28 protein-coding genes are annotated in these 26,717 nt (G+C 62.4%); 19 read left to right on the top strand and 9 right to left on the bottom strand.

What is annotated here, in order from left to right; genetic code table 11:
* The first annotated feature begins 71 nt into the window (after positions 1–71).
* On the top strand, positions 72–935 hold the full coding sequence (locus CXP40_RS00260) for a universal stress protein (protein ID WP_106732122.1): 864 nt from the start codon (positions 72–74) through the stop codon (positions 933–935).
* A gap of 64 nt (positions 936–999) precedes the next feature.
* On the opposite strand, the gene CXP40_RS00255 is transcribed toward CXP40_RS00260, so the two are convergent.
* Entirely contained in the window at positions 1,000–1,476 is a 477-nt protein-coding gene (locus CXP40_RS00255; protein WP_106732121.1) for a DUF1289 domain-containing protein, read from the bottom strand.
* A 404-nt stretch (positions 1,477–1,880) separates the two neighbouring features.
* Between CXP40_RS00255 and acnB the strand changes: the two genes are divergently transcribed.
* The 9 genes from acnB (at position 1,881) to CXP40_RS00210 (ending at position 11,175) form a co-directional block, all read left to right on the top strand.
* Positions 1,881–4,481 carry a bifunctional aconitate hydratase 2/2-methylisocitrate dehydratase gene (gene acnB, locus CXP40_RS00250; RefSeq protein ID WP_106732120.1) on the top strand — a complete coding sequence of 867 codons (2,601 nt, stop codon included), beginning with the start codon at positions 1,881–1,883 and terminating at the stop codon, positions 4,479–4,481.
* Between the two features lie 148 nt (positions 4,482–4,629).
* The gene (locus CXP40_RS00245) at positions 4,630–4,839 is read left to right on the top strand and encodes a YgdI/YgdR family lipoprotein (RefSeq protein ID WP_106732119.1); all 210 of its coding nucleotides are present in this window, start codon (positions 4,630–4,632) and stop codon (positions 4,837–4,839) included.
* 190 nt (positions 4,840–5,029) lie between these two features.
* Entirely contained in the window at positions 5,030–6,241 is a 1,212-nt protein-coding gene (locus CXP40_RS00240) for a CmpA/NrtA family ABC transporter substrate-binding protein (RefSeq protein WP_106732118.1), read from the top strand.
* 18 nt (positions 6,242–6,259) lie between these two features.
* Positions 6,260–6,838 carry an ANTAR domain-containing response regulator gene (locus CXP40_RS00235; RefSeq protein WP_036999951.1) on the top strand — a complete coding sequence of 193 codons (579 nt, stop codon included), beginning with the start codon at positions 6,260–6,262 and terminating at the stop codon, positions 6,836–6,838.
* Positions 6,839–6,983: 145 nt separating this feature from the next.
* Positions 6,984–8,333, top strand: coding sequence for an aminotransferase class V-fold PLP-dependent enzyme (locus CXP40_RS00230; protein ID WP_106732117.1), 1,350 nt, complete (start codon positions 6,984–6,986; stop codon positions 8,331–8,333).
* A 133-nt stretch (positions 8,334–8,466) separates the two neighbouring features.
* Positions 8,467–9,696, top strand: coding sequence for an alanine transaminase (gene alaC / locus CXP40_RS00225; RefSeq protein ID WP_106732116.1), 1,230 nt, complete (start codon positions 8,467–8,469; stop codon positions 9,694–9,696).
* Positions 9,697–9,858: 162 nt separating this feature from the next.
* Entirely contained in the window at positions 9,859–10,581 is a 723-nt protein-coding gene (locus CXP40_RS00220) for a 1-acylglycerol-3-phosphate O-acyltransferase (RefSeq protein WP_099523713.1), read from the top strand.
* A gap of 146 nt (positions 10,582–10,727) precedes the next feature.
* Complete coding sequence (locus CXP40_RS00215) at positions 10,728–10,922, top strand: hypothetical protein (RefSeq protein WP_106732115.1); 195 nt, start codon at positions 10,728–10,730, stop codon at positions 10,920–10,922.
* A gap of 10 nt (positions 10,923–10,932) precedes the next feature.
* Positions 10,933–11,175: a hypothetical protein gene (locus tag CXP40_RS00210; RefSeq protein WP_106732114.1), complete on the top strand. Its 243-nt coding sequence runs from the start codon at positions 10,933–10,935 to the stop codon at positions 11,173–11,175.
* A 43-nt stretch (positions 11,176–11,218) separates the two neighbouring features.
* Here CXP40_RS00210 and CXP40_RS00205 read toward each other — a convergent pair whose 3' ends face one another.
* Positions 11,219–11,944: an amidotransferase gene (locus CXP40_RS00205; RefSeq protein WP_099523709.1), complete on the bottom strand. Its 726-nt coding sequence runs from the start codon at positions 11,942–11,944 to the stop codon at positions 11,219–11,221.
* Between the two features lie 297 nt (positions 11,945–12,241).
* Between CXP40_RS00205 and CXP40_RS24095 the strand changes: the two genes are divergently transcribed.
* The 3 genes from CXP40_RS24095 to CXP40_RS00195 are packed head-to-tail and all read left to right on the top strand — an operon-like array spanning position 12,242 to position 12,896.
* Positions 12,242–12,355, top strand: coding sequence for a PA2485 family small membrane protein (locus CXP40_RS24095; protein WP_279922230.1), 114 nt, complete (start codon positions 12,242–12,244; stop codon positions 12,353–12,355).
* A gap of 20 nt (positions 12,356–12,375) precedes the next feature.
* Complete coding sequence (gene ptrC / locus CXP40_RS00200; RefSeq protein WP_003461392.1) at positions 12,376–12,576, top strand: type III secretion system co-regulatory protein PtrC; 201 nt, start codon at positions 12,376–12,378, stop codon at positions 12,574–12,576.
* A gap of 53 nt (positions 12,577–12,629) precedes the next feature.
* Complete coding sequence (locus CXP40_RS00195; RefSeq protein WP_106732113.1) at positions 12,630–12,896, top strand: PepSY domain-containing protein; 267 nt, start codon at positions 12,630–12,632, stop codon at positions 12,894–12,896.
* A 132-nt stretch (positions 12,897–13,028) separates the two neighbouring features.
* Here the strand turns inward: CXP40_RS00195 and CXP40_RS00190 are convergent, their stop codons facing one another.
* The 3 genes from CXP40_RS00190 to CXP40_RS00180 form a co-directional block, all read right to left on the bottom strand.
* Entirely contained in the window at positions 13,029–15,173 is a 2,145-nt protein-coding gene (locus tag CXP40_RS00190; protein ID WP_106732112.1) for a 3-hydroxyacyl-CoA dehydrogenase NAD-binding domain-containing protein, read from the bottom strand.
* Between the two features lie 16 nt (positions 15,174–15,189).
* Positions 15,190–16,395 carry an acetyl-CoA C-acetyltransferase gene (locus tag CXP40_RS00185; protein ID WP_106732111.1) on the bottom strand — a complete coding sequence of 402 codons (1,206 nt, stop codon included), beginning with the start codon at positions 16,393–16,395 and terminating at the stop codon, positions 15,190–15,192.
* A 591-nt stretch (positions 16,396–16,986) separates the two neighbouring features.
* Positions 16,987–17,874 (bottom strand): AEC family transporter, encoded by an 888-nt coding sequence (locus CXP40_RS00180; protein ID WP_106732110.1) that lies wholly within the window; start codon positions 17,872–17,874, stop codon positions 16,987–16,989.
* 93 nt (positions 17,875–17,967) lie between these two features.
* On the opposite strand from CXP40_RS00180, the gene CXP40_RS00175 reads away from it, so the two are divergent.
* Together CXP40_RS00175 and CXP40_RS00170 are read left to right on the top strand one after the other, a co-directional pair.
* A complete protein-coding gene (locus CXP40_RS00175; protein WP_106732109.1) occupies positions 17,968–18,327 on the top strand; it encodes a rhodanese-like domain-containing protein in 360 nt (119 codons plus the stop codon).
* The gene (locus CXP40_RS00170) at positions 18,324–19,130 is read left to right on the top strand and encodes a cytochrome c (RefSeq protein WP_106732108.1); all 807 of its coding nucleotides are present in this window, start codon (positions 18,324–18,326) and stop codon (positions 19,128–19,130) included. Before CXP40_RS00175 ends, CXP40_RS00170 begins: the two co-directional genes overlap by 4 nt.
* Before the next feature lie 133 nt (positions 19,131–19,263).
* On the opposite strand, the gene CXP40_RS00165 is transcribed toward CXP40_RS00170, so the two are convergent.
* From CXP40_RS00165 to CXP40_RS00150, 4 genes are all read right to left on the bottom strand, one after another.
* Positions 19,264–20,061, bottom strand: a complete 798-nt coding sequence (locus CXP40_RS00165; RefSeq protein WP_099523693.1) for a transglutaminase family protein — start codon at positions 20,059–20,061, stop codon at positions 19,264–19,266.
* The gene (locus CXP40_RS00160) at positions 20,058–21,008 is read right to left on the bottom strand and encodes an alpha-E domain-containing protein (RefSeq protein ID WP_061239121.1); all 951 of its coding nucleotides are present in this window, start codon (positions 21,006–21,008) and stop codon (positions 20,058–20,060) included. The genes CXP40_RS00165 and CXP40_RS00160 overlap by 4 nt, the downstream gene beginning before the upstream one ends.
* Before the next feature lie 2 nt (positions 21,009–21,010).
* Complete coding sequence (locus CXP40_RS00155) at positions 21,011–22,420, bottom strand: circularly permuted type 2 ATP-grasp protein (protein WP_099523691.1); 1,410 nt, start codon at positions 22,418–22,420, stop codon at positions 21,011–21,013.
* A gap of 345 nt (positions 22,421–22,765) precedes the next feature.
* Positions 22,766–23,446, bottom strand: a complete 681-nt coding sequence (locus tag CXP40_RS00150) for an alpha/beta fold hydrolase (protein WP_371916908.1) — start codon at positions 23,444–23,446, stop codon at positions 22,766–22,768.
* A 101-nt stretch (positions 23,447–23,547) separates the two neighbouring features.
* On the opposite strand from CXP40_RS00150, the gene ccoN reads away from it, so the two are divergent.
* Genes ccoN through ccoP form a run of 4 tightly spaced genes read left to right on the top strand, consistent with a single transcriptional unit; the run spans position 23,548 to position 26,703 of the window.
* On the top strand, positions 23,548–24,987 hold the full coding sequence (gene ccoN / locus CXP40_RS00145) for a cytochrome-c oxidase, cbb3-type subunit I (RefSeq protein ID WP_099523689.1): 1,440 nt from the start codon (positions 23,548–23,550) through the stop codon (positions 24,985–24,987).
* Positions 24,987–25,595: a cytochrome-c oxidase, cbb3-type subunit II gene (gene ccoO / locus CXP40_RS00140; protein ID WP_106732107.1), complete on the top strand. Its 609-nt coding sequence runs from the start codon at positions 24,987–24,989 to the stop codon at positions 25,593–25,595. The genes ccoN and ccoO overlap by 1 nt, the downstream gene beginning before the upstream one ends.
* Positions 25,596–25,600: 5 nt before the next feature.
* Positions 25,601–25,780: a CcoQ/FixQ family Cbb3-type cytochrome c oxidase assembly chaperone gene (locus CXP40_RS00135; protein ID WP_017677201.1), complete on the top strand. Its 180-nt coding sequence runs from the start codon at positions 25,601–25,603 to the stop codon at positions 25,778–25,780.
* Positions 25,777–26,703: a cytochrome-c oxidase, cbb3-type subunit III gene (gene ccoP, locus CXP40_RS00130; protein WP_106732106.1), complete on the top strand. Its 927-nt coding sequence runs from the start codon at positions 25,777–25,779 to the stop codon at positions 26,701–26,703. The genes CXP40_RS00135 and ccoP overlap by 4 nt, the downstream gene beginning before the upstream one ends.
* Positions 26,704–26,717 lie beyond the last annotated feature (14 nt).

Here is a 26,717-nt window from a genome sequence, read left to right as displayed (position 1 = left end):
CAGGTCAACATGCCGCTGATAACGACCCGCCTATAGTTGGATAACTGCCATTCACGCTCAGGGAGATGACCATGCAAGCGATCCGCAGCATTCTGGTGGTGATGGATCCCCAACACCCAGAAGCCCTCGCACTGAAACGGGCAAAACTGATAGCCGGGGTAACCCAATCACACCTGCACCTGCTGGTCTGCGAGAAGAAAGGCGACCACAGCGCGTGGCTCAACGATCTCAGCAGCAGTCTCGCCGGGGAAGGTTTCAGCGTCTCCACCCAGCAGTCCTGGCATGAAAACCAGCACCAAACCATCATCGCCGTGCAGCAGGCCGAGGGCTGCGGCCTGGTGATCAAGCAGCACCTGCCGGACAACCCGCTGAAAAAGGCCCTGCTCACCCCGGAAGACTGGAAGTTGCTGCGCTATTGCCCAGGCCCGGTGCTGATGGTCAAGACCGAGCGCCCCTGGACCGGCGGCAACATCCTCGCTGCCGTGGACGTCGGTAACGCCGATGGCGAGCACCGCACCCTGCATGCCGGCATCATCAGCCATGGTTACGATATCGCTGGCCTGGCTAAGGGCACGCTGCACGTGACCACCGCGCATCCGACCCCGATGCTGTCGGCTGCCGATCCGACCTTCCAGCTCAAGGAAACCATCGAGGCCCGCTATCGCGAGCAATGCCGCAGTTTCCAGGCCGAATACGACATCAGCGACGAGCGCCTGCATGTGCTGGAAGGCCCAGCTGACGTGGTAATTCCGCAAGTTGCCCACCAGCTCGATGCGGCTGTCACGGTGATCGGCACCGTGGCGCGCACCGGGCTCTCCGGCGCACTGATCGGCAATACCGCCGAGGTCGTACTCGACGCACTGGAAAGTGACGTGCTGGTGCTCAAGCCTGACGAGATCATCGCCCACCTCGAAGAGCTGGTGGCGCAACGCTGAGCCAGCTCCCGAAACGAAAATGCCGCTCTGCATGAGCGGCATTTTTCTTTCCCTCCGGGCCGGACTAGACTCGCAGCTCCAGACCTTCCCGCAGAAACTTCGGCGCGATGTAACGCTCGTAGTGCGCTTCAGAGAGCAGGAAGAATTCGCGATCGATGGCGTCACGCAATTCGGGCAGCGCCCAATTGCGGAACTCAGGCAGTACGACCATGCCGTACGCCTCCAGCTGATTGATCATCCGCGCACCACGTGCGATCAGCTGATAGGCCCAGCAGTAAGGCGACTGTTGCGGTACGAAACGAATCTGCCGCTGCTCCAGCTGACTACGTAGACGCTGCTCATCGAATACCTCGACCTTGCCCGCCATCACCTGCACCAGCAGCACTTCCAGACGCGTCCAGACGGCGCGCTTCTCATCGTCGTTGTAGCTGTTCCAGTTGATCACCTCATGATGGAAGCGCTTGCAACCACGGCACACGACATCGCCGTAAACGGTTGAGCACAGCCCCACGCAGGGCGTCTTGATGCGCTGATTGGACATGGCGAAACAACATAAACAGCAAAACGGCCTGGCATCTTAGCCCTTTGTCTAATCCAGATCACCCCTGCCGATACGGGGACATCGACTTAACTTTATTCGCGTTTTCCATTAGAATCGGCCCGCCTTTTAAGGCGCCAATGTCCGTTGGAAGCTGTTTTCAAAGCGTCACGAGCACAGTCGATCCTGCAGGTACGATGGCGGCGCAGCCACTTGGAGTCCCCCCGAGCGTCTGCGTCAGCCCTCATCAGAAACCGTCCTGCCGGCGTAAAACTTTGAAAGCAGCTTCTACAAGAGACTCATGAAACCTCGGCTGCTCGGCTCATAAAGTCGAAAAGCGCCTGGTTCATGAGTATCTGGATCGCGTCCCGGACAACCCTTTGGGACCACTGATGAGGGTAATAACTGTGCTTGAAGCCTATCGCAAACACGTAGCAGAGCGTGCCGCTCAGGGTATCGTGCCCCAGCCGCTGAACGCCGAACAAACCGCAGGCCTGGTCGAGCTGCTGAAAAACCCGCCGGCTGGCGAAGAAGAATTCCTCGTAGACCTGATCACCAACCGCGTACCGCCAGGCGTCGATGAAGCCGCCTACGTCAAGGCCGGTTTCCTCTCTGCCGTTGCCAAGGGCGAAGCCACTTCCCCGCTGATCAGCAAGCAACGCGCCGTTGAGCTGCTGGGCACCATGCAAGGCGGCTACAACATCGCCACCCTGGTCGAACTGCTGGACGATGCCACCCTGGGCACCGTTGCCGCCGAACAACTCAAGCACACCCTGCTGATGTTCGACGCCTTCCACGACGTCGCCGAGAAAGCCAAGGCTGGCAATGCCAACGCCAAGGCCGTGCTGCAGTCCTGGGCCGACGGCGAGTGGTTCACCGCCAAGCCAGCCATCGCCGAGAAATACAGCCTGGCTGTGTTCAAGGTGCCTGGCGAAACCAACACCGACGACCTGTCCCCTGCCCCGGACGCCTGGTCGCGCCCTGACATCCCGCTGCACGCCCTGGCCATGCTGAAAATGGCTCGCGACGGCATCGTGCCGGAGCAACAAGGCGCCATCGGCCCGCTGAAGCAGATCGAAGAGATCAAGGCCAAGGGTTTCCCGGTCGCCTACGTCGGTGACGTGGTCGGTACCGGTTCTTCGCGTAAGTCCGCCACCAACTCGGTGCTGTGGTTCTTCGGTGACGACATTCCGTACGTTCCGAACAAGCGCGCTGGCGGCTTCTGCTTCGGCACCAAGATCGCCCCGATCTTCTACAACACCATGGAAGATGCCGGCGCCCTGCCGATCGAGTTCGACGTGTCGAACATCAACATGGGCGACGTGATCGATGTCTACCCCTACGCCGGCAAAGTCTGCAAGCACGGCACCGACGATGTCATCACCACCTTCGAACTGAAGACCCCGGTGCTGCTCGACGAAGTCCGCGCTGGCGGCCGTATCCCGCTGATCGTCGGCCGTGGTCTGACCGAGAAAGCGCGTGCCGAATTGGGCCTGGGCGCTTCCGATCTGTTCAAGAAGCCGGACCAGCCTGCTGCCAGCACCAAGGGCTTCACCCTGGCACAGAAGATGGTCGGCAAGGCCTGCGGCGTCGAAGGCGTACGTCCGGGCACCTACTGTGAACCGAAGATGACCACCGTCGGCTCCCAGGATACCACCGGCCCGATGACCCGCGACGAGCTGAAAGATCTGGCGTGCCTGGGCTTCTCGGCTGACCTGGTGATGCAGTCTTTCTGCCACACCGCGGCCTATCCGAAGCCGATCGACGTCACCACCCACCACACCCTGCCGGATTTCATCCGCACCCGTGGCGGCGTGTCGCTGCGTCCAGGCGACGGCATCATCCACAGCTGGCTGAACCGCATGCTGCTGCCGGACACCGTTGGTACCGGTGGTGACTCGCACACCCGTTTCCCGATCGGCATCTCCTTCCCGGCCGGTTCCGGCCTGGTCGCCTTCGCCGCTGCCACTGGCGTCATGCCGCTGGATATGCCGGAGTCGGTGCTGGTGCGCTTCAAGGGCAAGCTGCAACCGGGCATCACCCTGCGTGACCTGGTACACGCCATCCCTTACTACGCCATCCAGAAGGGCCTGCTGACCGTCGAGAAGAAAGGCAAGATCAACGCCTTCTCCGGCCGCATCCTGGAAATCGAAGGCCTGGACGAACTGACCGTCGAGCAAGCGTTCGAACTGTCCGACGCCTCTGCCGAGCGCTCCGCTGCAGGTTGCACCATCAAGCTGCCGGAAAAAGCCATTGCCGAGTACCTGAAGTCGAACATCACCCTGCTGCGCTGGATGATCAGCGAAGGCTACGGCGATGCACGCACCATGGAGCGTCGTGCCCAAGCAATGGAAGCATGGCTGGCCAACCCGGTCCTGCTCAGCGCCGACAAGGACGCTGAATACGCCGAAATCATCGAAATCGACCTAGCCGACGTCAAGGAGCCTGTGCTCTGCGCGCCGAACGACCCGGACGACGCGCGTCTACTGTCGACCGTTCAGGGCGAGAAGATCGACGAAGTGTTCATCGGTTCGTGCATGACCAACATCGGCCACTTCCGCGCTGCCGGCAAGCTGCTGGACAAGGTCAAGGGTTCCATCCCGACCCGTCTGTGGCTGTCGCCGCCGACCAAGATGGACGCTCACCAGCTGACCGAAGAAGGCTACTACGGCATCTACGGCAAGGCCGGTGCCCGCATGGAAATGCCGGGTTGCTCGCTGTGCATGGGTAACCAGGCACGTGTGGCGGCGAACTCCACCGTGGTATCGACCTCGACGCGTAACTTCCCGAACCGTCTGGGTGATGGTGCCAACGTGTACCTGGCTTCCGCCGAGCTGGCCGCTGTCGCGTCCATCCTGGGCAAGCTGCCGACCGTCGAGGAGTACATGGAGTACGCGAAGAACATCGACAGCATGGCTGCCGACGTTTACCGCTACCTCAGCTTCGACCAGATCGCCGAGTTCCGCGAAGCCGCGGCGAGCGCCAAGATCCCGGTCGTTCAGGCCTGATCAAAGCGCAGTGAAAGGAGCCCCGCCTAGTGCGGGGCTTTTTATATTTAAGCCAAATGGCCTTTTGCCGCCCCCGGCTTGCAGCCGATGCGCCACCGTCTACCTTCTGAAATGGGGAATTCCCCAGAGAACCATTCAGGAGCCCATCATGAAGTCATGGATCATCGTCGCCCTGTGCCTATTTGGACTGGCCGGCTGCGCCAGCGAATACATCATCACCACCACCGATGGCCAGATGCTAACCAGCGATGGCAAGCCGGAACTGGACAAGGACACCGGCATGCTCGAATTCACTGATAGCGAGGGTCGCAAGCAACAGATTCCGCAAAGCAGCGTCAAGCAGATGCTCGAGCGCTGAGGTCTGAACGCGCACTGGCATATGCCTTGCTTTATCTCACTGCAAAAGGCCCTTCCAACGTCGGAAACGGCTTGATCGACAACGGCGTCGTATCGAATCCCGGAGCTTTCGCGCCTGGATCTGGTACGACGCTTTTTTATGGGCAGCCGCCCATGAATCAACGTTTTTTGCGTGAAGGTAAGGAAGCAGCATGAGCGAACACGACACCCCGCGCGACGATGCCCTGGCCTGGGCCTGGGGCAGCGACGCCCCGGAGAAGAGCATGCTGAACATCGGTTTCATGGCACTGAGCGATTCAGCCTCGGTGATCGTCGCCGCGACTCAGGGCTTTGCCGAGAAGTACGGTCTGAGCCTCAGGCTGCAACGTCAGACGTCCTGGGCCAGCTCGCGCGACCGCCTGCTCAGCGGCGAGCTGGACGCCGCCCACAGCCTGTATGGGCTGATCTATGGCGTGCAGCTGGGCCTTGGCGGTGCCGCGGCCACGGATATGGCCGTGCTCATGGGGCTGAACCAGAACGGCCAGAGCATCAACCTGTCGCACACCCTGCAAGCCGCCGGCGTGACCTGCGGCGAAGCACTGCGCCAATACGTGCACCAGCATGAAGCACGCCTGACCTTCGCCCAGACCTTTCCCACCGGCACCCACGCGATGTGGCTTTACTACTGGCTGGCCAGCCAGGGCATTCATCCACTGCGCGACGTCGACAGCGTGGTGGTGCCGCCGCCGCAGATGGTCGAGCACCTGGAGGCCAAGCGCATCGATGGTTTCTGCGTTGGCGAACCCTGGACCGCCAAGGCCGTCGATGAACAGCTCGGCTGCACCGTCACCACCATTCAGGCGATCTGGCCGGATCACCCGGAAAAGGTGCTGGGCTGTACCCGCGCCTTCGCCGAGCAGAACCCCAATACCGCCCGAGCCCTGATCATGGCGGTGCTCGACGCGGCACGCTTCATCGATGAGAGCGAAGAAAACAAACGCAGCACCGCCCTGCTGCTCAGCGGTAGCGAATACGTCAACGCACCGGTTTCGGCGATCACCCCGCGTTTTCTCGGCCACTATCAGGACGGCCTCGGCCATGCCTGGCAGGACGAGCATCCGCTGCGCTTTCATGCCGGCGGGCTGGTCAACCACCCCTATCTGTCCGACGGCATGTGGTTCATGACCCAGTTTCGTCGCTGGGGCCTGCTGCGTGGCGATCCCAACTATCTGGGGGTGGCCCGCCAGGTCCAACAACTGGCCCTGTACCGCGAGGCCGCGTCGACGCTGGGCATACCGGTGCCGGGCGAAATGCGCAGTTCCATCCTGCAGGACGGCACGTGTTGGGACGGCAGCGACCCGGCCGCCTACGCGCGCAGCTTCCGCCTCCATGCCCTGGCCGACAGCCCGGCTGTCGCCCTGTAATTACCGGGAGAGCGTCCGATGCTGCGTATCCTTCTGATCAACGACACCCCGAAGAAGGTCGGCCGCCTGAAATGCGCCCTGATCGAAGCGGGTTTCGAGGTGATCGACGAATCCGGCCTGACCATCGACCTGCCTGAGCGGGTCGAGGCGGTGCGCCCTGACGTCATCCTGATCGACACCGAATCACCCGGCCGCGACGTGATGGAACAGGTGGTACTGGTCAGCCGCGACCAGCCACGGCCGATCGTGATGTTCACCGACGAGCACGACCCCGGCGTGATGCGCCAGGCGATCCAGAGCGGCGTCAGTGCCTATATCGTCGAGGGCATTCACGCCCAGCGCCTGCAGCCGATCCTCGACGTGGCCATGGCCCGCTTCGAGAGCGATCAGGCGCTGCGTGCACAGTTGCAGGCGCGCGACGCACAGCTGGCCGAACGCAAGCGCGTGGAGCTGGCCAAGGGGCTGCTGATGAAGATGAAGAGCTGCAACGAGGAAGAGGCCTACACTTTGATGCGGCGCCAGGCCATGAGCCGCCAGCAGAAACTGATCCAGGTGGCCGAGCAGATCATTGCGATGCACGACATGCTCGGCGGCTGAGCAACTGTACCGCTGAAACAGTTCACTGTATCGGTACGGACTGTATCACTCGGGCAACTGTTGCAGCCGCCTTCGTTGGCGCCTGTGTATGCCGCGCTCTGCAGGGCTCGGCTAGGGTAGACAGCCCCTAGCCGAGGATTCCCTCATGACCGAACACGACCTGCTGGCCGAAGCCGACCGCCGCGCCCTGGCCTACCTCGACGGCATTCCCACGCGCCGGGTCTTCCCCGACGCCTCAGCCATCGCCGCCCTGGCCACCTTCGACCAGTCCCTGCCAGAGCAAGGCCACGCTGCCGATCAGGTACTCTGCCAGCTCGACGAAATTGGCTCACCGGCTACCGTGGCAAGTAATGCCGCGCGTTACTTCGGTTTCGTCATCGGCGCGACACTGCCAGTGGCAGCAGCTGCGGAACGCCTGGTACTGGCCTGGGATCAATGCGCCTCGTCCTTCGACAATTCGCCAGTCACTGATCGGCTGGAGAGGATTGCCGGACGCTGGGTCTGCCAAGCACTGGGGCTACCGGATCAGAGCGCCGTGGGGTTTGGCACCAGTGCGACCGCCTGCACCCTGGCCTGTATTTCTGCCGCACGGCGCGTGTTGCTGGCACGCCAGGGCTGGGATTTTGATGGCGACGGATTACTCGGCGCACCGCAGATCCGCGTCGTACTCGCAGAAACGGCGCACATCACGGTGAAGAAAGCACTGCGCGTGCTCGGCTTCGGCATGAACCACCTGCACTATGCGCCAGTGGACCAGTACGGGCGTATCGACCCGGCCCGACTGCCTGAGCTGGATCAACGCACGCTATTGATATTGCAGGCCGGAGAGGTCAACACCGGCGAGTTTGACCGTTTTGCCGAACTGATTGCCATCGCCCACGAGGCTAACGCCTGGGTGCATGTCGATGGCGCATTCGGTCTATGGGCACGAGCCTCATCCTCAGCGCATTTGCTTGAGGGCGTCGAGTTGGCAGATAGCTGGACGACCGATGGACACAAGTGGCTGAACACCCCTTACGACAGTGCCATGGCGATCTGCCGTGACGCCGATGCACTGGCCGCCGCGATGAACAGCGATGCTGCCTACGCCTCGGCAAGCAAGGATGCGCAGAAGAACCTGACACTGGAGTTCTCTCGCCGCGCCCGTGGCATCGCCATATGGGCGGCTCTGGCCAACCTGGGCCGCACCGGCCTGCAAGCGATGATCGACCGCCATATCCGCCAGGCTGAAGAGCTGGCCAGCACATTACGCAACGCCGGCTATCAGGTACTAAACCGGGTTGTGCTGAACCAGGTACTGGTGCGTGGCGACACGGACGAACAGACCATCGCCATTCGCCAAGCAGCCCAGGCATCTGGCGAAGTCTGGTTCGGCCCCACTGTCTGGCAGGGCCGCCCCGCCTTTCGCCTGAGCCTCTGCTCCTGGCGCACCGAAGACGCCGATGTGGAGGCACTGGGTGCCTTGCTGCTGCGCTTGAAAGATGAGTTGAGCTGAAGCGACTGATTCGCTGTTTTAGCCCGCAACTGCGCTGGACAGCGCAGTTCGGCAGCCCTTATCTTTAGCGCCGGCCACCGCAGTGGCCAACGTCGCTCGGACGGTTCCGGGCGCTTACGTATCCGAGGAAATCATGGCTGACAACGCCAAGCGTCGCTTTGCGCGCATCGATCGTCTCCCCCCCTACGTCTTCAACATCACCGCCGAACTGAAGATGGCCGCACGCCGTCGCGGTGAAGACATCATCGACTTCTCCATGGGCAACCCCGACGGTGCGACTCCGCCGCACATCGTCGAGAAGCTCGTGCAGGTCGCCCAGCGTGAAGACACCCACGGATACTCCACCTCCCGCGGTATTCCTCGCCTGCGCCGTGCTATCTCGCGCTGGTACAAGGACCGCTACGACGTGGAGATCGATCCGGAAAGCGAAGCCATCGTCACCATCGGCTCCAAGGAAGGTCTGGCGCACCTGATGCTGGCCACCCTGGACCACGGCGATACCGTGCTGGTGCCCAACCCCAGCTACCCGATCCACATCTACGGCGCGGTGATCGCCGGCGCTCAGGTGCGCTCCGTACCGCTGGTGCCGGGCGTGGACTTCTTCGCCGAGCTGGAACGGGCGATTCGCGAGTCGATTCCCAAGCCGAAGATGATGATCCTCGGCTTCCCCTCCAACCCCACCGCACAGTGCGTGGAGCTGGATTTCTTCGAGCGCGTAGTCACCCTGGCCAAACAGTACGACGTACTGGTGGTGCACGATCTGGCCTACGCCGACATCGTCTACGACGGCTGGAAAGCGCCGTCGATCATGCAGGTACCGGGCGCCAAGGACATCGCGGTGGAGTTCTTCACCCTGTCCAAGAGCTACAACATGGCCGGCTGGCGGATCGGCTTCATGGTCGGCAACCCGGAGTTGGTCAGCGCCCTGGCGCGGATCAAGAGCTACCACGACTATGGCACCTTCACCCCGCTGCAGGTGGCGGCCATCGCCGCGCTGGAAGGTGACCAACAGTGCGTGCGCGATATCGCCGAACAGTACCGGCAACGCCGCAACCTGCTGGTCAAGGGCCTGCACGAGATCGGCTGGATGGTGGAGAAGCCCAAGGCCTCGATGTACATCTGGGCCAAGATTCCCGACGCCTACGCTCATCTTGGCTCGCTGGAGTTCGCCAAGAAGCTGCTGGCAGAAGCCAAGGTCTGCGTCTCGCCTGGCCTGGGTTTTGGTGACTATGGCGACGACCATGTGCGCTTCGCCCTGATCGAGAACCAGGACCGCAGCCGCCAGGCACTGCGAGGCATCAAGGCAATGTTTCGCGCCGACGGTTTGCTGCCAGGCAAGCCGGCCAAGGCAGAGACCGAGTAAGCATTGAAGGGCGCCGTGAGGCGCCCTTTCTACATGGGTATGGAAACCGACAAGTTCTGCGACAATTCAGGACGTTACGCACGCCAAGCGGTGGTTTCGAGCAATTGCCCGGCAAAGTGAACGCCCGTACACTGCGCGCCCCTTCCCTGACGGTTCTCCCCAATGCTCTTCGTTTTGCGCATGCTGTTGATGGGCGTGCATTTCATCCTGGCCGGCCTGCTCGGCCTGCTGCTCGGCCTATGCCGCCCGTTCAACCCGGACAACAGCCGCCTCTGCGCCCGTCTTTATTCGCTGCCCGCCCTGTGCCTGCTGCGCCTGAAGCTGAAGACCGACGTACGCCCGCTGCTGGAGCACCAGCGTTCCTGCGTGATCATCGCCAACCACCAGTCCAACTTCGATCTTTACGTGCTTGGCCGCGTGGTACCGAAACGTACCGTGAGCATCGGCAAGAAGAGTCTCAAGTGGGTGCCATTCTTCGGTCAGCTCTACTGGCTGGCCGGCAACGTGCTGATCGATCGCAGCAATGCCGTCGCCGCCAAGCGCGCGATGCTCACCACCACCGAAACCCTGCGCAATCGCGACACCTCGATCTGGGTGTTCCCGGAAGGCACGCGCAACCTCGGTCGCGGTCTGCTGCCATTCAAGAAGGGGGCATTTCAGATGGCAATCGCGGCCGGCGTACCGATCATCCCGGTGTGCGTGAGCAACTACAGCCAATCCATGCGTCTGAATCGCTGGAACAGCGGCCGCATCATGATTCGCTCGCTGCCGGCCATCCCCACTGCCGGCCTGAGCCTGGATGACATGCCCGCGCTGATCGAACGCTGCCAGCAAGCCATGAGCGAATGCATCAGTAGCATGGACAAGGAACTGGCCTCGGCATGAGGCCTGACGCGGGGCGCGATCGCGAGCAGGTAGCTCGCGCCAGTCATCAAACCTATCGATAGTTACTCTGCCGCGCATCCATTACTCAATCGAAATGACTTAGGCGATTCTGTGCCCACGCCAACTCCTGACCTGGAGCACAGAACATGTCCCGCCTATCTCAAGCCGCCCGCAACGGCGCTCTCGCTGCCATCGGCCTGTACCTGATCAGCACCTCGACGGTGCTGGTCGTGAGTTACGCCGCCGTCCAGCCAAGCACCCCGACCTTTGCACAAGCAGGCCCACTGCAGAGCCTGATCACTCATCTGCCCGCCCTGCTCGGCGCGCGCTCGCAAGGTTGAGTGAACGGCCATGATCAAAAATCACCGCACCCGCCTGCTGGTGCTCGCCAGCCTGTCGCTGCTGACCACCTTGCTGGCCCTCAGTGGCATCGGCAAAGGCTCGGCTGGCGCCGTGGCGCGCAACATCGAATGCAGCCACAAACTGGCTCATCACCTGGATCTGGCCGAGAGCCTCAAACGGCAACGCAGCAGCCCGCCACCGAACAGAAGCGAACGGCTCTCGCATTACTTCGTGCTCACTCAGCAGACATGAAAAAGCCCGGCTAACCGGGCTTTTTCATATCTCGATATCAGACTCAGGCCTTGGCTTGCTTGCCCTGAGCGACAAAACGCATCATCCACTCCGCCACAGCACTGCCCTGCTGCGAGTGTTTGAGGCTATCCACGCCCTGCTGATAGATCTGCTCGCCAAGATGCTGCTGACGCAGCTCAAGCAGCGCCCGCGAGTAATCGTGAACAAACTCCGGGTGCCCCTGGAAGCACAACACCTGATCCTCGATGTGGTAGGCACCAATCGGGCAGAAGTCGCTGGAAGCCAGCAGCGTGGCCTTTTCCGGCAGGCGAGTGACTTGGTCCTGATGGCTGATCAGCAACTGCAGCTCATCCAGCTCTGGGCTCATCCACTCGGGCTTGCCCGCCAGACGATAGCTATGCACGCCCACGCCCCAGCCCTGCTCTGCACGCTCAGCCTTGCCGCCGAGCAGCAACGCCAGTAGCTGGTGACCAAAGCAGATGCCCAGCAGCTTGTCGCCACGCTTGTAGCGCTCGAGCAGATACTCCTTGAGCGTCTGAATCCAGGGGTCGCTGCCGAAAGAGTCAGCCTTGCTGCCCGTCACCAGATAGGCATCGAATTTCTCGCTATCGGGCGGGTAATGACCATCCACCACGTTGTAGACACTGAACTCCGCCGCAACCGGCTGCTGAGCGAACAACTGCTCGAACATGCGGCCATAGCCCTGATACTGGTCAACCAGTTCGGGACGGAGGATGTCAGTTTCCAGAATACAGATACGCAGTGGCATGAGGTTTCCTGTGGTGAACACACGGGCGGGTAATTTGTGCGTTTTTCTTAACATATGAATTCGCACAAATAAATAGCCAACCCTGATTTTCAAGCAGATCCGCGATTATCGGCGCTGTGCAATGCCACGAACAGTCGTCAATTAAAATTGACGAAACTTTACCCTTTCAGTGTTTGGCGACGCTTCATCAGCCGCTTCGATAGTTACCATGCACGCCATTCACTTCTGTGATTGCACGCCCGCAGCGAACATCGCCACATCGGGCAGTCGCCCTCATCGCACAGAAGGAAATCGACCATGAGCATCTACGCCGCACTCGCCAGCTTCGCCGCCGCTTCCGCCTTCCAAACCGTCGCACCGGTTCGTCCCGAGCAGGCTGCCGCCGCAGCCCGCGACGTTCGTCCGAGCTGACACAACTCAGGAGAGCCGCCATGCACAGCCAACTCAGCCTGGACGCCTACGGCGTCACCTACGCCCACCTGCAAGATGGCAGCCTGCAGTTCGAAACCGAAGCCGCCCTGCAACTCGATGATGGCAGCATGTTGACCCTGCGCATGCCAACTCGCCACAGCGAGATGCTGGCGATCCACGAAGCCGTGTGCATCCGTCAGGGCTGGTGCCAGGCGGCGTGAGAAAGCGATGGTCTAGACTCCTCGTGACATTCACGGAACGAGGAACTGGCCCCATGCAAACACGCACTCTGATCACCCTGTTCGCCGGCAGCCTGTTGCTTGCTGGCAACGCTCTCGCGGATCGCCCCGGCAGTGACTGGATCAGCATCGACGAGGCGCTGAGCAAAGCACGTGCAGCTGGCTACACGGAGCTACACAAGATCGAAGCCGACAATGACGGTTACTGGGAAGGCGAAGGCCTGAAACAGGATGGCCGTCTTCACGAATTTCGTATCGACGGCAAGAGCGGTGCAGTGATTCGAGACCAGTTGGACGATTGACTCAGCCAGCCAATGAGAAACGGCCCTTTCGGGCCGTTTCTGCATCCGTAGGGTGCGCCGTGCGCACCGGGGACACTCCGCTTAAGCGGTGCGCATGGCCTGGGCGGCCCCGCGACACCCTACAAGGTAGGCTCAGAACGCCTCTCCCTTGGCGGCCTTTTCCAGCAACAGCGCAGGCGGCAGGAAACGCTCGCCGTACTGCTCAGCCAGGTACTGCGCACGGGCGACGAAGTCTTTCACCCCGTACTGGTTGATGAACTGCAGCGCACCGCCGGTCCAGGCGGCGAAGCCGATACCGAAGATCGAGCCGATATTGGCATCAGCCACTGACGTCAAGACGCCCTCTTCCACGCAGCGCACCGTCTCGATGGCCTGGATGAACAGGATGCGGTCGCGCACGTCCTCCTGCGAGATCTGCGCATCGGCCTTCTCGAAACGTGCCTTGAGCTCGGGCCACAGGTGCTTCTTGCCTCCTACTGGGTAGTCGTAGAAGCCCATGCCCGCCGCTTTGCCCGGACGCTTGTACTCGTTTAGCATCAGGTCGATCACGGCAAAGGCCGGGTGTTCTGGGATGGATTTGCCCTCGGCCGCCAGATCCTTGATGGTCTGCTGGCGGATGTGATTCATCAGGCTCATCGACACTTCGTCGCTGATCGCCAGCGGGCCGACCGGCATGCCGGCCTTGCGCGCCTCGTTCTCGATCATCGCGGCGCTGACGCCCTCACCGAGCATGGCCAGGCCTTCGTTGGTGAAGGTGCCGAACACCCGCGAGGTAAAGAAGCCGCGACTGTCGTTGACCACGATGGGCGTCTTCTTGATCTGCATGACGTAGTCGAAGCCGCGCGCCAGCGTCTCGTCGCTGGTCTGCTCGCCACGGATGATCTCCACCAGCGGCATCTTGTCGACCGGGCTGAAGAAGTGCAGACCGATGAATTTCTCCGGTTTGGCCACGGCAGTCGCCAGGCCGGTGATCGGCAGCGTCGAGGTGTTGGAGGCGATCACCGCATCGCTCAGTGCAGCAGCTTCGGCGGCAGCAGTGACCTTGCCCTTGAGCGCACGATCCTCGAATACGGCTTCGATGATCAGGTCGCAACCGGCGAAATCCGCCTCACTATCGGTAGCCTTGATCAGCGCCAGGAAAGCCTCACGCTGCTCGGCCGTCATGTGGCCCTTGGCGACTTTCTTGTCGAGCAGCTTGGCCGAATAGCTCTTGCCCTTCTCGGCCGCTTCGACGGACACGTCCTTGAGCACCACCTCGATACCGGCCGCCGCCGACACATAGGCGATGCCGGCGCCCATCATGCCGGAGCCGAGCACGCCGACTTTCTTGACCTGGCTCTTCGGATAGCCCTGTGGGCGCGATCCGCCAGCGTTGATTTCGTTGAGCTGGAACCAGAAGGTGCCGATCATGTTCTTCGCCACCTGGCCGGTGGTCAGTTCGGTGAAGTAGCGCGCCTCGATGATCTGCGCGGTGTCGAAGTCGACCTGCGCACCCTCGACGGCGGCGCACATGATCTTCTCCGGCGCCGGGAAGCAGCCCTTGGTCTTGTCGCGCAACACGCTCGGGGCGATGGCCAGCATCTGCGCCACGTTGGGCGAGCTGGGCGTGCCACCGGGAATCTTGTAGCCCTGCACGTCCCACGGCTGCTTCGCGGACGGGTTGGCGGCGATCCAGGCGCGGGCCTTGCTCAGCATCTCGTCGCGATCACTGGCCAGGTCGTGAACCAAACCGGCCTTGAGCGCCGCGTCCGGGCGCACCTTCTTACCTTCGGCCAGATACGGTAACGCCTTTTCCAGACCGAGCAGGCGCACCATCCGCACTACCCCGCCGCCGCCCGGCAACAGACCGAGGGTGACTTCCGACAAACCGAGCTGCACGTGGCTTTCGTTCAGGGCGATACGGTGATGACAGGCCAGGGCAATTTCCCAGCCGCCACCCAGCGCCGCACCGTTGATGGCGGCAACCACCGGTTTGCCCAGGGTTTCCAGGCGGCGTAGCTGGCCCTTGATCTTCAGGATCATCTCGTAGAAACCCTGAGCATCGGCCTTGGTAACCTTGATCAGCTCATTGAGGTCACCGCCGGCGAAGAAGGTCTTCTTCGCCGAGGTGACGATCACCCCGGCAAGCGAATCCTTTTCCGCTTCCAGGCGGTCGACGATCTGGCCCATAGCCTCGCGGTACACCGCGTTCATGGTGTTGGCGCTCTGGCCGGGCATGTCCATGGTCAGGACGACGATATTGTCCTGGCCTTTTTCGTAACGGATGGCGTCAGTCATTCTTCTTATCTCCGCCTCAAACTCTTTCAATAATCGTTGCGATACCCATGCCGCCGCCGACGCACAATGTGGCCAGGCCGTAGCGCAGCTGGCGCTTCTCCAGCTCGTCGAGCAGCGTGCCGAGAATGGCGCAACCAGTGGCGCCGAGCGGATGGCCCATGGCGATGGAGCCACCGTTCACGTTGACCTTGTCCTCGCTCACGCCCATGTCCTTCATGAACTTCATCACCACCGAGGCGAAGGCCTCATTGACCTCGAACAGGTCGATGTCGTCGATGGACAGCCCCGCCTTGGCCAGCGCCTTGCGCGTGGCCGGTGCTGGGCCGGTGAGCATGATGGTCGGGTCAGTGCTGGTCACCGCCGCCGCGACGATGCGCGCGCGTGGCTTCAGGCCCAGCTCCTTTCCCTTGGCCTCGGAGCCGATCAGCATCAGCGCCGCACCATCGACGATGCCCGAGCTGTTGCCGGGCGTGTGCACGTGCTCGATACGCTCGACATGGCTGTAGACGCGCAGCGCGGTGGAGTCGAAGCCCATCTGCCCCATCATCTCGAAGCTCGGCTTGAGCTTGCGGAGGCCTTCCAGAGTCGAATCGCCACGAATGAACTCGTCATGGTCGAGCAGCACGATGCCGTTCTGATCGGCGACCGGCACCAGCGACTTGGCGAACGACCCATTGCCGCTGGCACGCGCTGCCTTCTGCTGCGAACGCAGGGCGAAGGCGTCGACATCGGCGCGGCTGAAGCCTTCCAGGGTGGCGATCAGGTCGGCGCCGATACCCTGCGGCACGAAATTGCTGTGGATGTTGGTTTCCGGGTCCATCACCCAGGCGCCACCGTCGGAGCCCATGGGGATGCGCGACATGGATTCCACACCGCCGACCACCACCAGATCTTCGAAGCCGGAGCGCACCTTCATCGCCCCCAGGTTCACCGCCTCCAACCCAGACGCACAGAAACGGTTGAGCTGCACACCTGCCACGCTGACGTCCCAGTCCGCGACCATGGCAGCGGTCTTGGCGATATCGGCGCCCTGATCACCCACCGGCGTCACGCAACCGAGGACGATGTCGTCCACCTGACTGGTATCCAGATCATTGCGCACTTGCAGGGCGTTCAGTAGGCCGGCAACCAGTTGAACAGGCTTGACGCTGTACAGCGCGCCGTCCTTCTTGCCCTTGCCACGGGGCGTGCGCACCGCGTCGAAAATATATGCTTCGGTCATGGCGTCCTCGGAGACTATTACGGCACTGGCGGAACATCACGCCCCGACCACACCTGTTCTTATTGAGCCTGCTTACCATAGCGCCGAGGCGCCGTGGCTCAATGACCGAAGCGCTCAGCGCTATTGACCACTGAGCTCAGACGAACGGTCGGTTGCCGGGTTAGCAGTGGCCTCAGCAAGCAAGCGCTCTGTCTCAAGGCCTGCGGCATGTCCTGCGAAGGCGCACATAGCTCGAAAGTTTTAACAGGCCTCGGCTAGAAACCAAGTCATCTAAGGAAGTTGTGACACCAACCCTAGAGTTACACATGCGCCCTTGCACAAAGCGGCGCAGGGAGCCGCCGCCGGGTCATGCCGGGGCGGTGAGTCAGAACAACGCCCAGGTGTGACGCAGCGACCCACCAGGCAGTACGGCAGGCGCTCGACGCCACACCCATAACAACAAAAGGCATACGGCCATGTTCAAACAGCCGAAATACCGCCAGGCTGGCGTCATCCTTTTCGCCACAGCGGTCATCCTGATCCTTCCCAATCTGAACCGTCTGGTCAGTTGATCCCCACCGTCCCCGCAACTGCGCAGACGCCGTAGCGCGCTCAGCGCAGTGCGGGTATCCACCACGCCAACAGCAGCGGAATCAGCACGAAGGCCAGCAGTGTCGAGCACAACACCAGACTCGCGACTTGCTCAGGTGAACGGCCTGCGCGCACCGCGAACAGGTAATTGAACACCGCCACTGGCATCGACGACTGCAGCACCAATACAGCGTGCGCCAACGGCTGCAAGCCGATTATCCAGCCGATGATCCAGCCCAGCGCCGCGCCACAGAGAATGCGCAGCAATCCCAGCACCAGGCCGTTACCCAGGTGCTGCACGCGGATACTGGCCAGTGACACACCCAGCGTGATCAGCATCAGCGGGATGGTCATGCCGCCCAACAGGTCGACGGTATTGGCCAGCCAGCGCGGCAATTCAACATCGAGAAACAGCACTGGCAACACCAGCGCCAGGCTGATCATGATCGGGTTGAGCAACAGTCCCTTAACTGAAGCCGCGGCTCCGGAGAGCAGCATGCCGATGCTGAAATGCCCCACCGACAGCACCAGAAAAAACGCTACCGCCAATGCCAGGCCAGGCTCACCGAAGGCGAACAGCGCCATGGGCAGGCCCATGTTGCCCGAGTTCGGGAACAGGTAGGCTGGTACCAGCACTTTCCAGTCCAGGCCGAACAGGCGACTCAACAGCCAGCCGGCCAGCCCCATGCATGAGGTCACCAGCACGCAGGCCAGGGCCATCTGCGAGAAAGCCCCCACATCCAGCTCGGCACGGCTCAGGGTAGACAGCACCAGGCAAGGCGTACCGACATTGAGCACCAGGCGCGCGATGAAATCAGTGGGGTACTGGTGACCGCTGCGCACCCAGCCGTAGCCGATGCCTGCCGCAATCAGTACCGGAGCCAGAACGGCGAACAACTCGGCTAACATCTACTACCCCCGTCACGTCGAGCGAGGCATCCTAGACTGCACAAAAGGCTCGGGCAATGATGCCGGGCCCATCAATCCGCTCTGGGGTCTGCCATGCGCCTGATTCTCCTGCTCACCAGCCTGTTCGCTCTGCTCACTGCCCATGCCGGTGAAATCGATCAGGCCGCCGCCATCTCCTCCTTGCAGCGCAGCGACAGCCTGCTGATCGACGTGCGTAGCGCCGAAGAATTCGCAGAAGGTGCACTGCCCGGCGCCATCCGTATCGGCCACGAAGATATCGCCGCACAGATCGCCAGTGTCGCTCCGGACAAAGATCGCCCCCTGGTGCTCTACTGCCGCAGCGGTCGCCGCTCCGCCATCGCCCAGCAAAGCCTGGAGGAAATGGGCTACCGCCAGGTGATCAATGCCGGCGCCTATGACGAACTACGACCACTGCTGGAGCATCGCGAATGAGAGCTGCCCTGCTGCTGATTTTGGTCATCCTGAGCGGCGTGACCCAGGCGGCCGAGTTCGAGGTGCAACTCAACGATGGCCGACGCGCCTGGAGCAGCAGCGAACTGCTCGAGCACCCGCAAGCGCGCGATATCGAGATCATCGATGACGTCAGCTACAAGCGCCCCATGCACTACCGCGCCGTGCCGATCAGTACGCTGCTGGAGGGTATAGAGCCCGGCGACCATCTCCAGGCCGTGGCGCTCGACGGTTTTGCCGCGGAACTGCCAGCCTCGATTCTCTTGGCCAAGGAAGGAGCAAAAGCCTGGCTGGCCATCGAAGATCCCGAGCATCCCTGGCCGCCGCTGGCACAGGGCAAACCCAGCGCAGGACCTTTCTACCTGGTCTGGACCGATCCTTCTGCCAGCCAGATCGGCCCCGAGCAGTGGCCCTTTCAGGTCGCCCGGATTCGTCAGCTGGCCGCTGTGGAACAGCGCTTCCCCGCCCTGCTCCCGGCGACGGATGCCAATGCTGAAGTGCAGGCGGGTTTCGCCGTCTACCAGAAGAACTGCATGGCCTGTCATCGCCTCAATGGCGCGGGTGATTCCGAGTTCGGCCCGGACCTGAACATTCCGCACAACCCGACCGAATATTTCACAGGCGATTTTCTACAACGCTACATCCGCGACCCACAGAGCTTGCGGCGCTGGCCGCAGGGGCGTATGCCCGGCTTCAGCGAGCAGGTACTGCCACCTGCCGAACTGCAGCGCTTGATCGCCTACCTGCGGCACATGGCCCAGCGCAAGAGCGACACGAGCCCGTAGAACGATTTGGGAAGGGTGCGCCGTGCGCACCGGGATTTTGGCGGGGTAAACCGAGGTGCGCATGGCGCACCCCACGAAAGGCCGTCAGTCTGGGGCGCGCGGCGCCCCTATGCCACCAGCGCCTATTGGCGCATCACTGCTGACGCACCTGCAGAAGTGGCGCCACCTGCACCTGCGCATGCATTTGCTCGCAACCGCCACCGCGGCGCATGCCACGTACCGGGCAGGCATCGAGGTAATCCAGGCCGACTGCCAGCTTCAGATGTCGCTCCGGGCGCGCCAGGCAGTTGGTCACGTCGAAGCTGTACCAGGCATCGCCGACCCAGGCCTCGGCCCAGGCGTGGCTGGCCAGGTGCTCGGCATCGTCGGTATAGAGGTAGCCCGACACATAGCGCGCCGGCACGCCCAGGCTGCGCGCGCAGGCGAGGAAGGCATGAGTGTGATCCTGGCAGACGCCACGGCGGCTGGCGAAGGCCTCAGCGGCACTGGTGTCCACTTCGGTGGTACCGGGCTGATAGGCAATGTGGGCATTAAGCGCATGCATCAGGTCGATCAGGCCAGTGCGATCCACGCGCGCCTTGCTTTGCTGCGCGGCGAACTCACGAATGGCCTCATCGGCCTGAGTCAGGCGGGTGAAGCGCAAGAACGGCAGCGCTGACTGGCGCTCGTGCTCGGCTTCGCAGGTTTCGTCGATCTCCACCTGGCCGCGGGCGCCGATGACGATGGACTCGTGCGGCTCGTCCAGGGTCAGCACGTGCAGAATGTTGCCGTAGGGGTCGAGCTGGGCGTGCACCGGGCGCGGCAGATCGAGCTGCCAACTGAGCACCTGCTGGCGTTCGCTGTCATGCGGGGTCAGGCGCAGGTACTGGATACTGGCGCGTACCTGGTCATCGTAGCGGTAGGTGGTGTCATGACTGATCGAGAGTCTCATGCGACCTCCAGGTAGGACGTATGGATGGTATTGCCCAGCTGGCGCACCAGCAGGATGAAATCGGTAAGCCAGGCATGCAGGCCTTCGTCGAGCACTTCGTCGATGCTGGTGTAGCGCAGTCGCGCATCCAGCTCGGCGGCCAGGCGCTGCGCCGGTCGACCGTTCTCCCCCGGTAGACCCGCGAGCATCAGGTTGAGTTCTTCCATACAGGCTCGCAGCGAGCGCGGCACGTCCGGACGCAGCAGCAGCAGTTCGGCGACCTTGCGCGTACGTGGCGAGCCTCGATAGCTCTCGGCAAATGCCTCGAACGAGGACAACGCCCGCAGCAGCGCACTCCATTGGTAGTAGCTGCGCGCGGTGCGCTCCTCCAGCTCGTCGATCTCCTCGCCGAGCATTTCGTAGCGCGCATCGAGCAGGCGCAGGGTGTTATCGGCGCGCTCAATGAAAGTGCCCAGGCGGATGAAGCGGTAGGCCTCACCGCGCATGATGGTGCCGAAGGTGGCACCACGGAACAGGTGCGAACGCTCCTTGACCCACTCGCAAAAGCGGCTGATGCCGTAGCGGCCAAGGCCCTGCTCGGCGATCCCGCGCATCTCCAGCCAGCTGGCGTTGATGTTCTCCCACATGTCGGCGGTAATTCGGCCGCGCACCGCATGAGCGTTGCTGCGCGCCGCCTGCAGGCAGCAGTAGATACTGCCTGGGTTGCTCGCATCGAGGGCGAAGAAGTGCAGCATGCGCTCGGCATGCAACGGGCCGTGGCGCTCCAGGTAGTCGTCCAGGGTGCCGGTGATCAGCAGCGGCATGGCCAGTTCGTCGAGGCCATCGCCACGGCCGTCCTGCGGCATCAGCGACAGCGAATAGCTGACATCGAGCATACGCGCGAGATTTTCGGCACGTTCCAGGTAGCGCGACATCCAGTACAGATCGGAGGCAGTTCTCGAAAGCATGGTCAGTCCTCCACCACCCAGGTGTCCTTGGTCCCGCCGCCTTGCGACGAATTGACCACCAGCGAGCCTTCGCGCAGTGCCACACGCGTCAGACCGCCAGGCACCAGGCGGGTTTCGCGGCCGGTCAGAACGAACGGGCGCAGGTCGATATGGCGCGGTGCGATGCCACGCTCGACGAAGGTCGGGCAGGTCGACAAGCACAGCGTCGGCTGAGCGATGTAAGCCTCCGGTTTGGCGATCAGTCGCGCGCGGAAGTTCTCGATCTCGGCCTTGCTCGCCGCCGGGCCGACCAGCATGCCGTAGCCGCCGGAGCCCTGGGTTTCCTTGACCACCAGCTCGGACAGATTGGCCAACACGTGGGACAGTTCTTCCGGTTTCCGACACTGCCAGGTTGGCACGTTCTTGAGGATCGGCTCCTCGTCCAGATAGAAGCGGATCATGTCACCGACGTAGGGGTAGACCGACTTGTCGTCGGCCACGCCAGTGCCGATGGCGTTGGCCAGCACCACGTTGCGCGAACGATAGGCCGACAACAGCCCAGCGACACCGAGCATCGAGTCGGGGTTGAAAGCCAATGGATCGAGGAAGGCGTCGTCAAGGCGGCGATAGATCACGTCCACCTGGCGCGCACCGGCAGTGGTGCGCATGTAGACCTTGTCGTCGCGGACGAACAGGTCAGCGCCTTCCACCAGCTCCACGCCCATTTCACGGGCGAGGAACGCGTGTTCGAAGTAGGCGCTGTTGAAGCGCCCTGGGGTCAATACCACGACCGTGGGGTTGTCCAGCGGGCTGGAGCTCTTCAGCGCATCGAGCAGCAGGTTCGGGTAGTGGTCCACCGGCGCCACGCGTTGCGCAGCGAACAGTTCGGGGAACAGGCGCATCATCATCTTGCGGTCTTCGAGCATGTAGCTCACACCGCTGGGCGTGCGCAGGTTGTCTTCCAGCACGTAGTAGCTGCCGTCGCCGTCACGTACCAGGTCGACCCCGGCGATGTGTGCGTAGATGTCGCGATGCAGGTCAAGGCCCTGCATGGCCATCTGGTAACCCTCGTTGGCCAGCACCTGCTCGGCCGGGATGATCCCCGCTTTGATGATGCGCTGGTCGTGGTAAAGGTCGGCGAGGAACAGGTTGAGCGCCTGCACACGCTGGATGCAGCCGCGTTCGACGATACGCCATTCGCTGGCGGGGATGGAACGGGGAATTATGTCGAAGGGGATCAGTCGCTCGGTGCCCTGATCATCCCCGTAGAGGGTGAAGGTGATACCGGCGCGGTGGAACAACAGGTCGGCTTCTCGTCGGCGCTGAGCCAGCAGATCGTCCGGCGTCTCTGCCAACCAGCGGGCAAATTCGCGGTAGTGCGGGCGGACAGCGCCGCTCGCGTCGTACATCTCGTCATAAAAGGTGCGGGCCATGCCGTACTCCTTGTCACCCGGACTTGCAGCATCCTCTGCAAGGCCCGAGCCAGCACAATTAATCCTTTAAAATCAAAAACCTACCTATCAATCAAAAACATTACGCACCATTACAGTGCAATACGGTGTTTCCGTCATGACGCACCGCCCCATTGCGTGGCACAGCGTGCCGTGCAGGGCAGCCATCCGCTTACCCATGCAGGTAAAAAGCCTGCAATGCCCGCACTGAAACGGGCCCGGACACTCAGCTGTCACATTGCGTGACCAAGCGGTCAAGCGCAACCGCTTTTACAGCGGCCGCGCGAGGAAAAAGTGTCCGAATACGAGCGCGCGGCCGGCCTCGGATCAGTGCTGCATTCGCCCAAGAAACGCCGCAATCTGCCCCGCTGCAGTGGCGAGATGCTGCTCATGGCTGAAGCCGGACGCCTTCAACGGCTTGAGGTCATGGTCGGCGGCCTGCAGCCAGTGCAGCTCGATGGCCGCTGACAGCTCATAGCCGGCAACGGCCTCGCGATTGCCCAGTGCATCGCGTTCGCCCTGGATGATCAGCGTTGGCGTGCGCAGCTCGGCGAGATGAGCGACTCGCGGCTTCTCGGGCTTGCCGGCGGCATAGAAGGGATAGCCGAGGCAAACCAGAGAGGAAGCCTCCAACTCGTCAGCCAGCAAACTGGCCATGCGCCCACCCATGGACTTGCCGCCGATGGCCACGGGGCCTGTGACCCGATGGCGCACCTGTGCATGCACATCACGCCATTGCTGCAGCAGTTGCGCCTGCGGATTGGGCGGCCGTTTACGCCCGTCTACCCGCCGCTGCGCCATGTAGGTGAACTCGAAACGCACTACTCGCACGCCCCGCTCTGCCAGACCCTGAGCCATGGCCTGCATGAACGGGCTGTCCATCGGCGCACCGGCCCCGTGCGCGAGGATCAGCGTGCTCGATGCCGCCTGCGGCGGTTCGTCCCACTGCCAGGGCAGTCCCTGCTCGCATTGATCAGCGTCAATAAATCCAGATGGCCCTTTGCTCATGCTTGCCTCGCGTCGATATCCGTGGTGTCCGTGGCCTGCTCATGCCTGCGGCCACCACGGTTATCGGCCGCTCTGCCATAACCGTGGATGGAAGCCCAGACATGAACACAACAACCCGTTCCGCCTACAACTACAGGGTGGTTCGCCAGTTCGCCATTATGACGGTGGTTTGGGGCATCGTCGGCATGGGACTCGGCGTATTCATCGCTGCCCAGCTGGCCTGGCCCGAACTCAACTTCAACCTACCGTGGACCAGCTTCGGCCGCCTGCGCCCGCTGCATACCAATGCGGTGATCTTCGCCTTCGGTGGCTGCGCCCTGTTCGCCACCAGTTACTACGCGGTGCAACGCACCAGCCAGACCACGCTGTTCGCACCGAAACTGGCGGCCTTCACCTTCTGGGGCTGGCAACTGGTGATCCTGCTTGCAGCCATCACCCTGCCCCTGGGCTGGACCAGTTCCAAGGAATACGCCGAGCTGGAATGGCCGATCGACATCCTGATCACCATCGTGTGGGTGTCCTACGCCATCGTCTTCTTTGGCACGGTGATGCAGCGCAAGGTCAGCCACATCTACGTGGGCAACTGGTTCTTCGGCGGGTTCATCCTCACCGTGGCCATCCTGCACGTGGTCAACAACCTAGAGATTCCGGTCACCCTGACCAAGTCCTACTCGCTGTATGCCGGCGCCACCGATGCGATGATCCAGTGGTGGTACGGCCATAACGCCGTGGGCTTCTTCCTCACCGCCGGCTTCCTGGGGATGATGTATTACTTCGTGCCCAAACAGGCCGGTCGCCCGGTCTACTCCTACCGCCTCTCCATCGTCCACTTCTGGGCGCTGATCGCGGTATACATCTGGGCCGGCCCGCACCACCTGCATTACACCGCGCTGCCGGACTGGGCACAGAGCCTGGGCATGGTGATGTCGCTGATCCTCCTGGCCCCGAGCTGGGGCGGCATGATCAACGGCATGATGACCCTCTCCGGTGCCTGGCACAAACTGCGTACCGACCCGATTCTGCGATTTCTGGTGGTGTCCCTGGCCTTCTACGGCATGTCGACCTTCGAAGGTCCGATGATGGCCATCAAGACCGTCAACGCCCTGTCCCACTACACCGACTGGACCATCGGCCACGTGCACGCTGGCGCCCTCGGCTGGGTCGCCATGGTGTCCATCGGCTCGCTGTATCACCTGATTCCGAAGGTGTTCGGTCGTGAGCAGATGCATAGCATCGGCCTGATCAACGGCCACTTCTGGCTGGCCACCATCGGCACCGTGCTCTACATCGCCTCGATGTGGGTCAACGGCATCACCCAGGGCCTGATGTGGCGCGCAGTCAACGAAGACGGCACCCTCACCTACTCCTTCGTCGAAGCGCTGGAAGCCAGCCATGTCGGCTTCGTGGTGCGGGTGATCGGCGGCGCCATCTTCTTCGCCGGCATGCTGCTGATGGCCTGGAACGTCTGGCTGACCGTACGCAGCGCGAAATCCACCGAGATGGAAGCCGCTGCGCAGTTCTCGGTAGAAGGAGCCCACTGATGAAACACGAGATTCTCGAGAAGAACATCGGCCTGATGGCGCTGGTGATGATCCTGGCGGTCAGCATCGGCGGTCTGACCCAGATCGTCCCGCTGTTCTTCCAGGACGTCACCAACGAGCCGGTGGATGGCCTCAAGCCTTACAACGCGCTGCAACTGGAAGGCCGCGACATCTACATCCGCGAAGGCTGCGTCGGCTGCCATTCGCAGATGATCCGCCCGTTCCGCGCCGAAACCGAGCGCTACGGCCACTACTCCGTCGCCGGCGAAAGCGTCTGGGATCACCCCTTCCTGTGGGGTTCCAAGCGTACCGGCCCGGACCTGGCTCGCGTCGGCGCGCGCTACTCGGACGAGTGGCATCGTGCTCACCTGTACAACCCGCGCAACGTCGTGCCCGAGTCGATCATGCCCGCCTACCCCTGGCTGGTGGAGCACGCCCTCGACGGCAAGGACACCGCCAAGAAGATGAGCGCGTTGCGCATGCTCGGCGTGCCCTACAACGACGACGACATCGCCGGGGCCAGCGACGCGGTCAAGGGCAAGAGCGAGATGGATGCTCTGGTCGCCTACCTGCAGGTGCTTGGCACCGCCGTGAAGAACAAGAGGTGAGTGCCATGTTCGAGCTTATCGATATCGGCACCCTGCGCGGCCTAGGCACCGCGCTGGTCCTGATCGCCTTCACCGCCGTCACCCTCTGGGCCTACAGCGGCAAACGCCGCGACGCCTTCGCCGAAGCCGCCAACCTGCCCTTCGCCGATGAGCCCAAGCCCGCCGTTTCGAGGACCCAAGCATGACCACCTTCTGGAGTTGGTACATCACCCTGCTGACCCTCGGCACCATGGTCGCCCTGTTCTGGCTGATCTTCGCCACTCGCAAGAGCGAGGTGCACAAAAGCCCGACCGAACAGACCATGGGCCATGCCTTCGATGGCATCGAGGAATATGACAACCCACTGCCGAAGTGGTGGTTCATGCTGTTCCTCGGCACCCTGGTGTTCTCCGTGGGCTACCTGCTGCTGTATCCCGGCCTGGGCGACTTCAAGGGTCTGCTGCCGGGCTATGAGGACGGCTGGACCCAGGTCAACCAGTGGCAGCGCGAGATGAACCGTGCCGATGAGCAATACGGGCCGATCTTCGCCAAATATGCCGCCATGCCCATCGAGGAAGTAGCCAAGGACGAGCGCGCGCTAAAAATGGGCGGTCGCCTGTTCGCCTCCAACTGCGCGGTTTGCCACGGCTCCGATGCCAAGGGCAGCTATGGCTTCCCCAACCTGGCCGACAGCAGTTGGCGCTGGGGCGGCGAGCCGGAAACCATCAAGACCACCATTATGCATGGCCGTATGGGCATGATGCCGGCACAAGGCCCGGTGATCGGCGAAGATGGCGTACGCAACGTGGCTGCCTACGTCCTCACCGAACTCGGTGGCCGTGAACTGCCGGACGATGCCCAGGCCGACGTCGCCGCCGGCAAGCAGATCTTCGCCACCATCTGCTCCGCCTGCCACACCCCGGCCGGTACCGGCATGCAGGCGATGGGCGCACCGAACCTGACTCAACCCAGCGCGTTCATCTACGGCAGCAGCTTCGCCCAACTGCAACAGACCATTCGCTACGGACGCAGCGGCAACATGCCAGCTCAGGGCGACTTCCTCGGCAATGACAAGGCCCACCTGCTGGCCGCCTACGTGCTCAAGCTGAGCCAGGGCGAAAACAAGTAACCTCCCCCTGCATT

This window comes from Pseudomonas sp. YY-1, assembly GCF_002843095.1.
Lineage (GTDB): Bacteria > Pseudomonadota > Gammaproteobacteria > Pseudomonadales > Pseudomonadaceae > Aquipseudomonas > Aquipseudomonas sediminis_A.
This window is presented reverse-complemented; position numbering and strand designations above follow the sequence as displayed.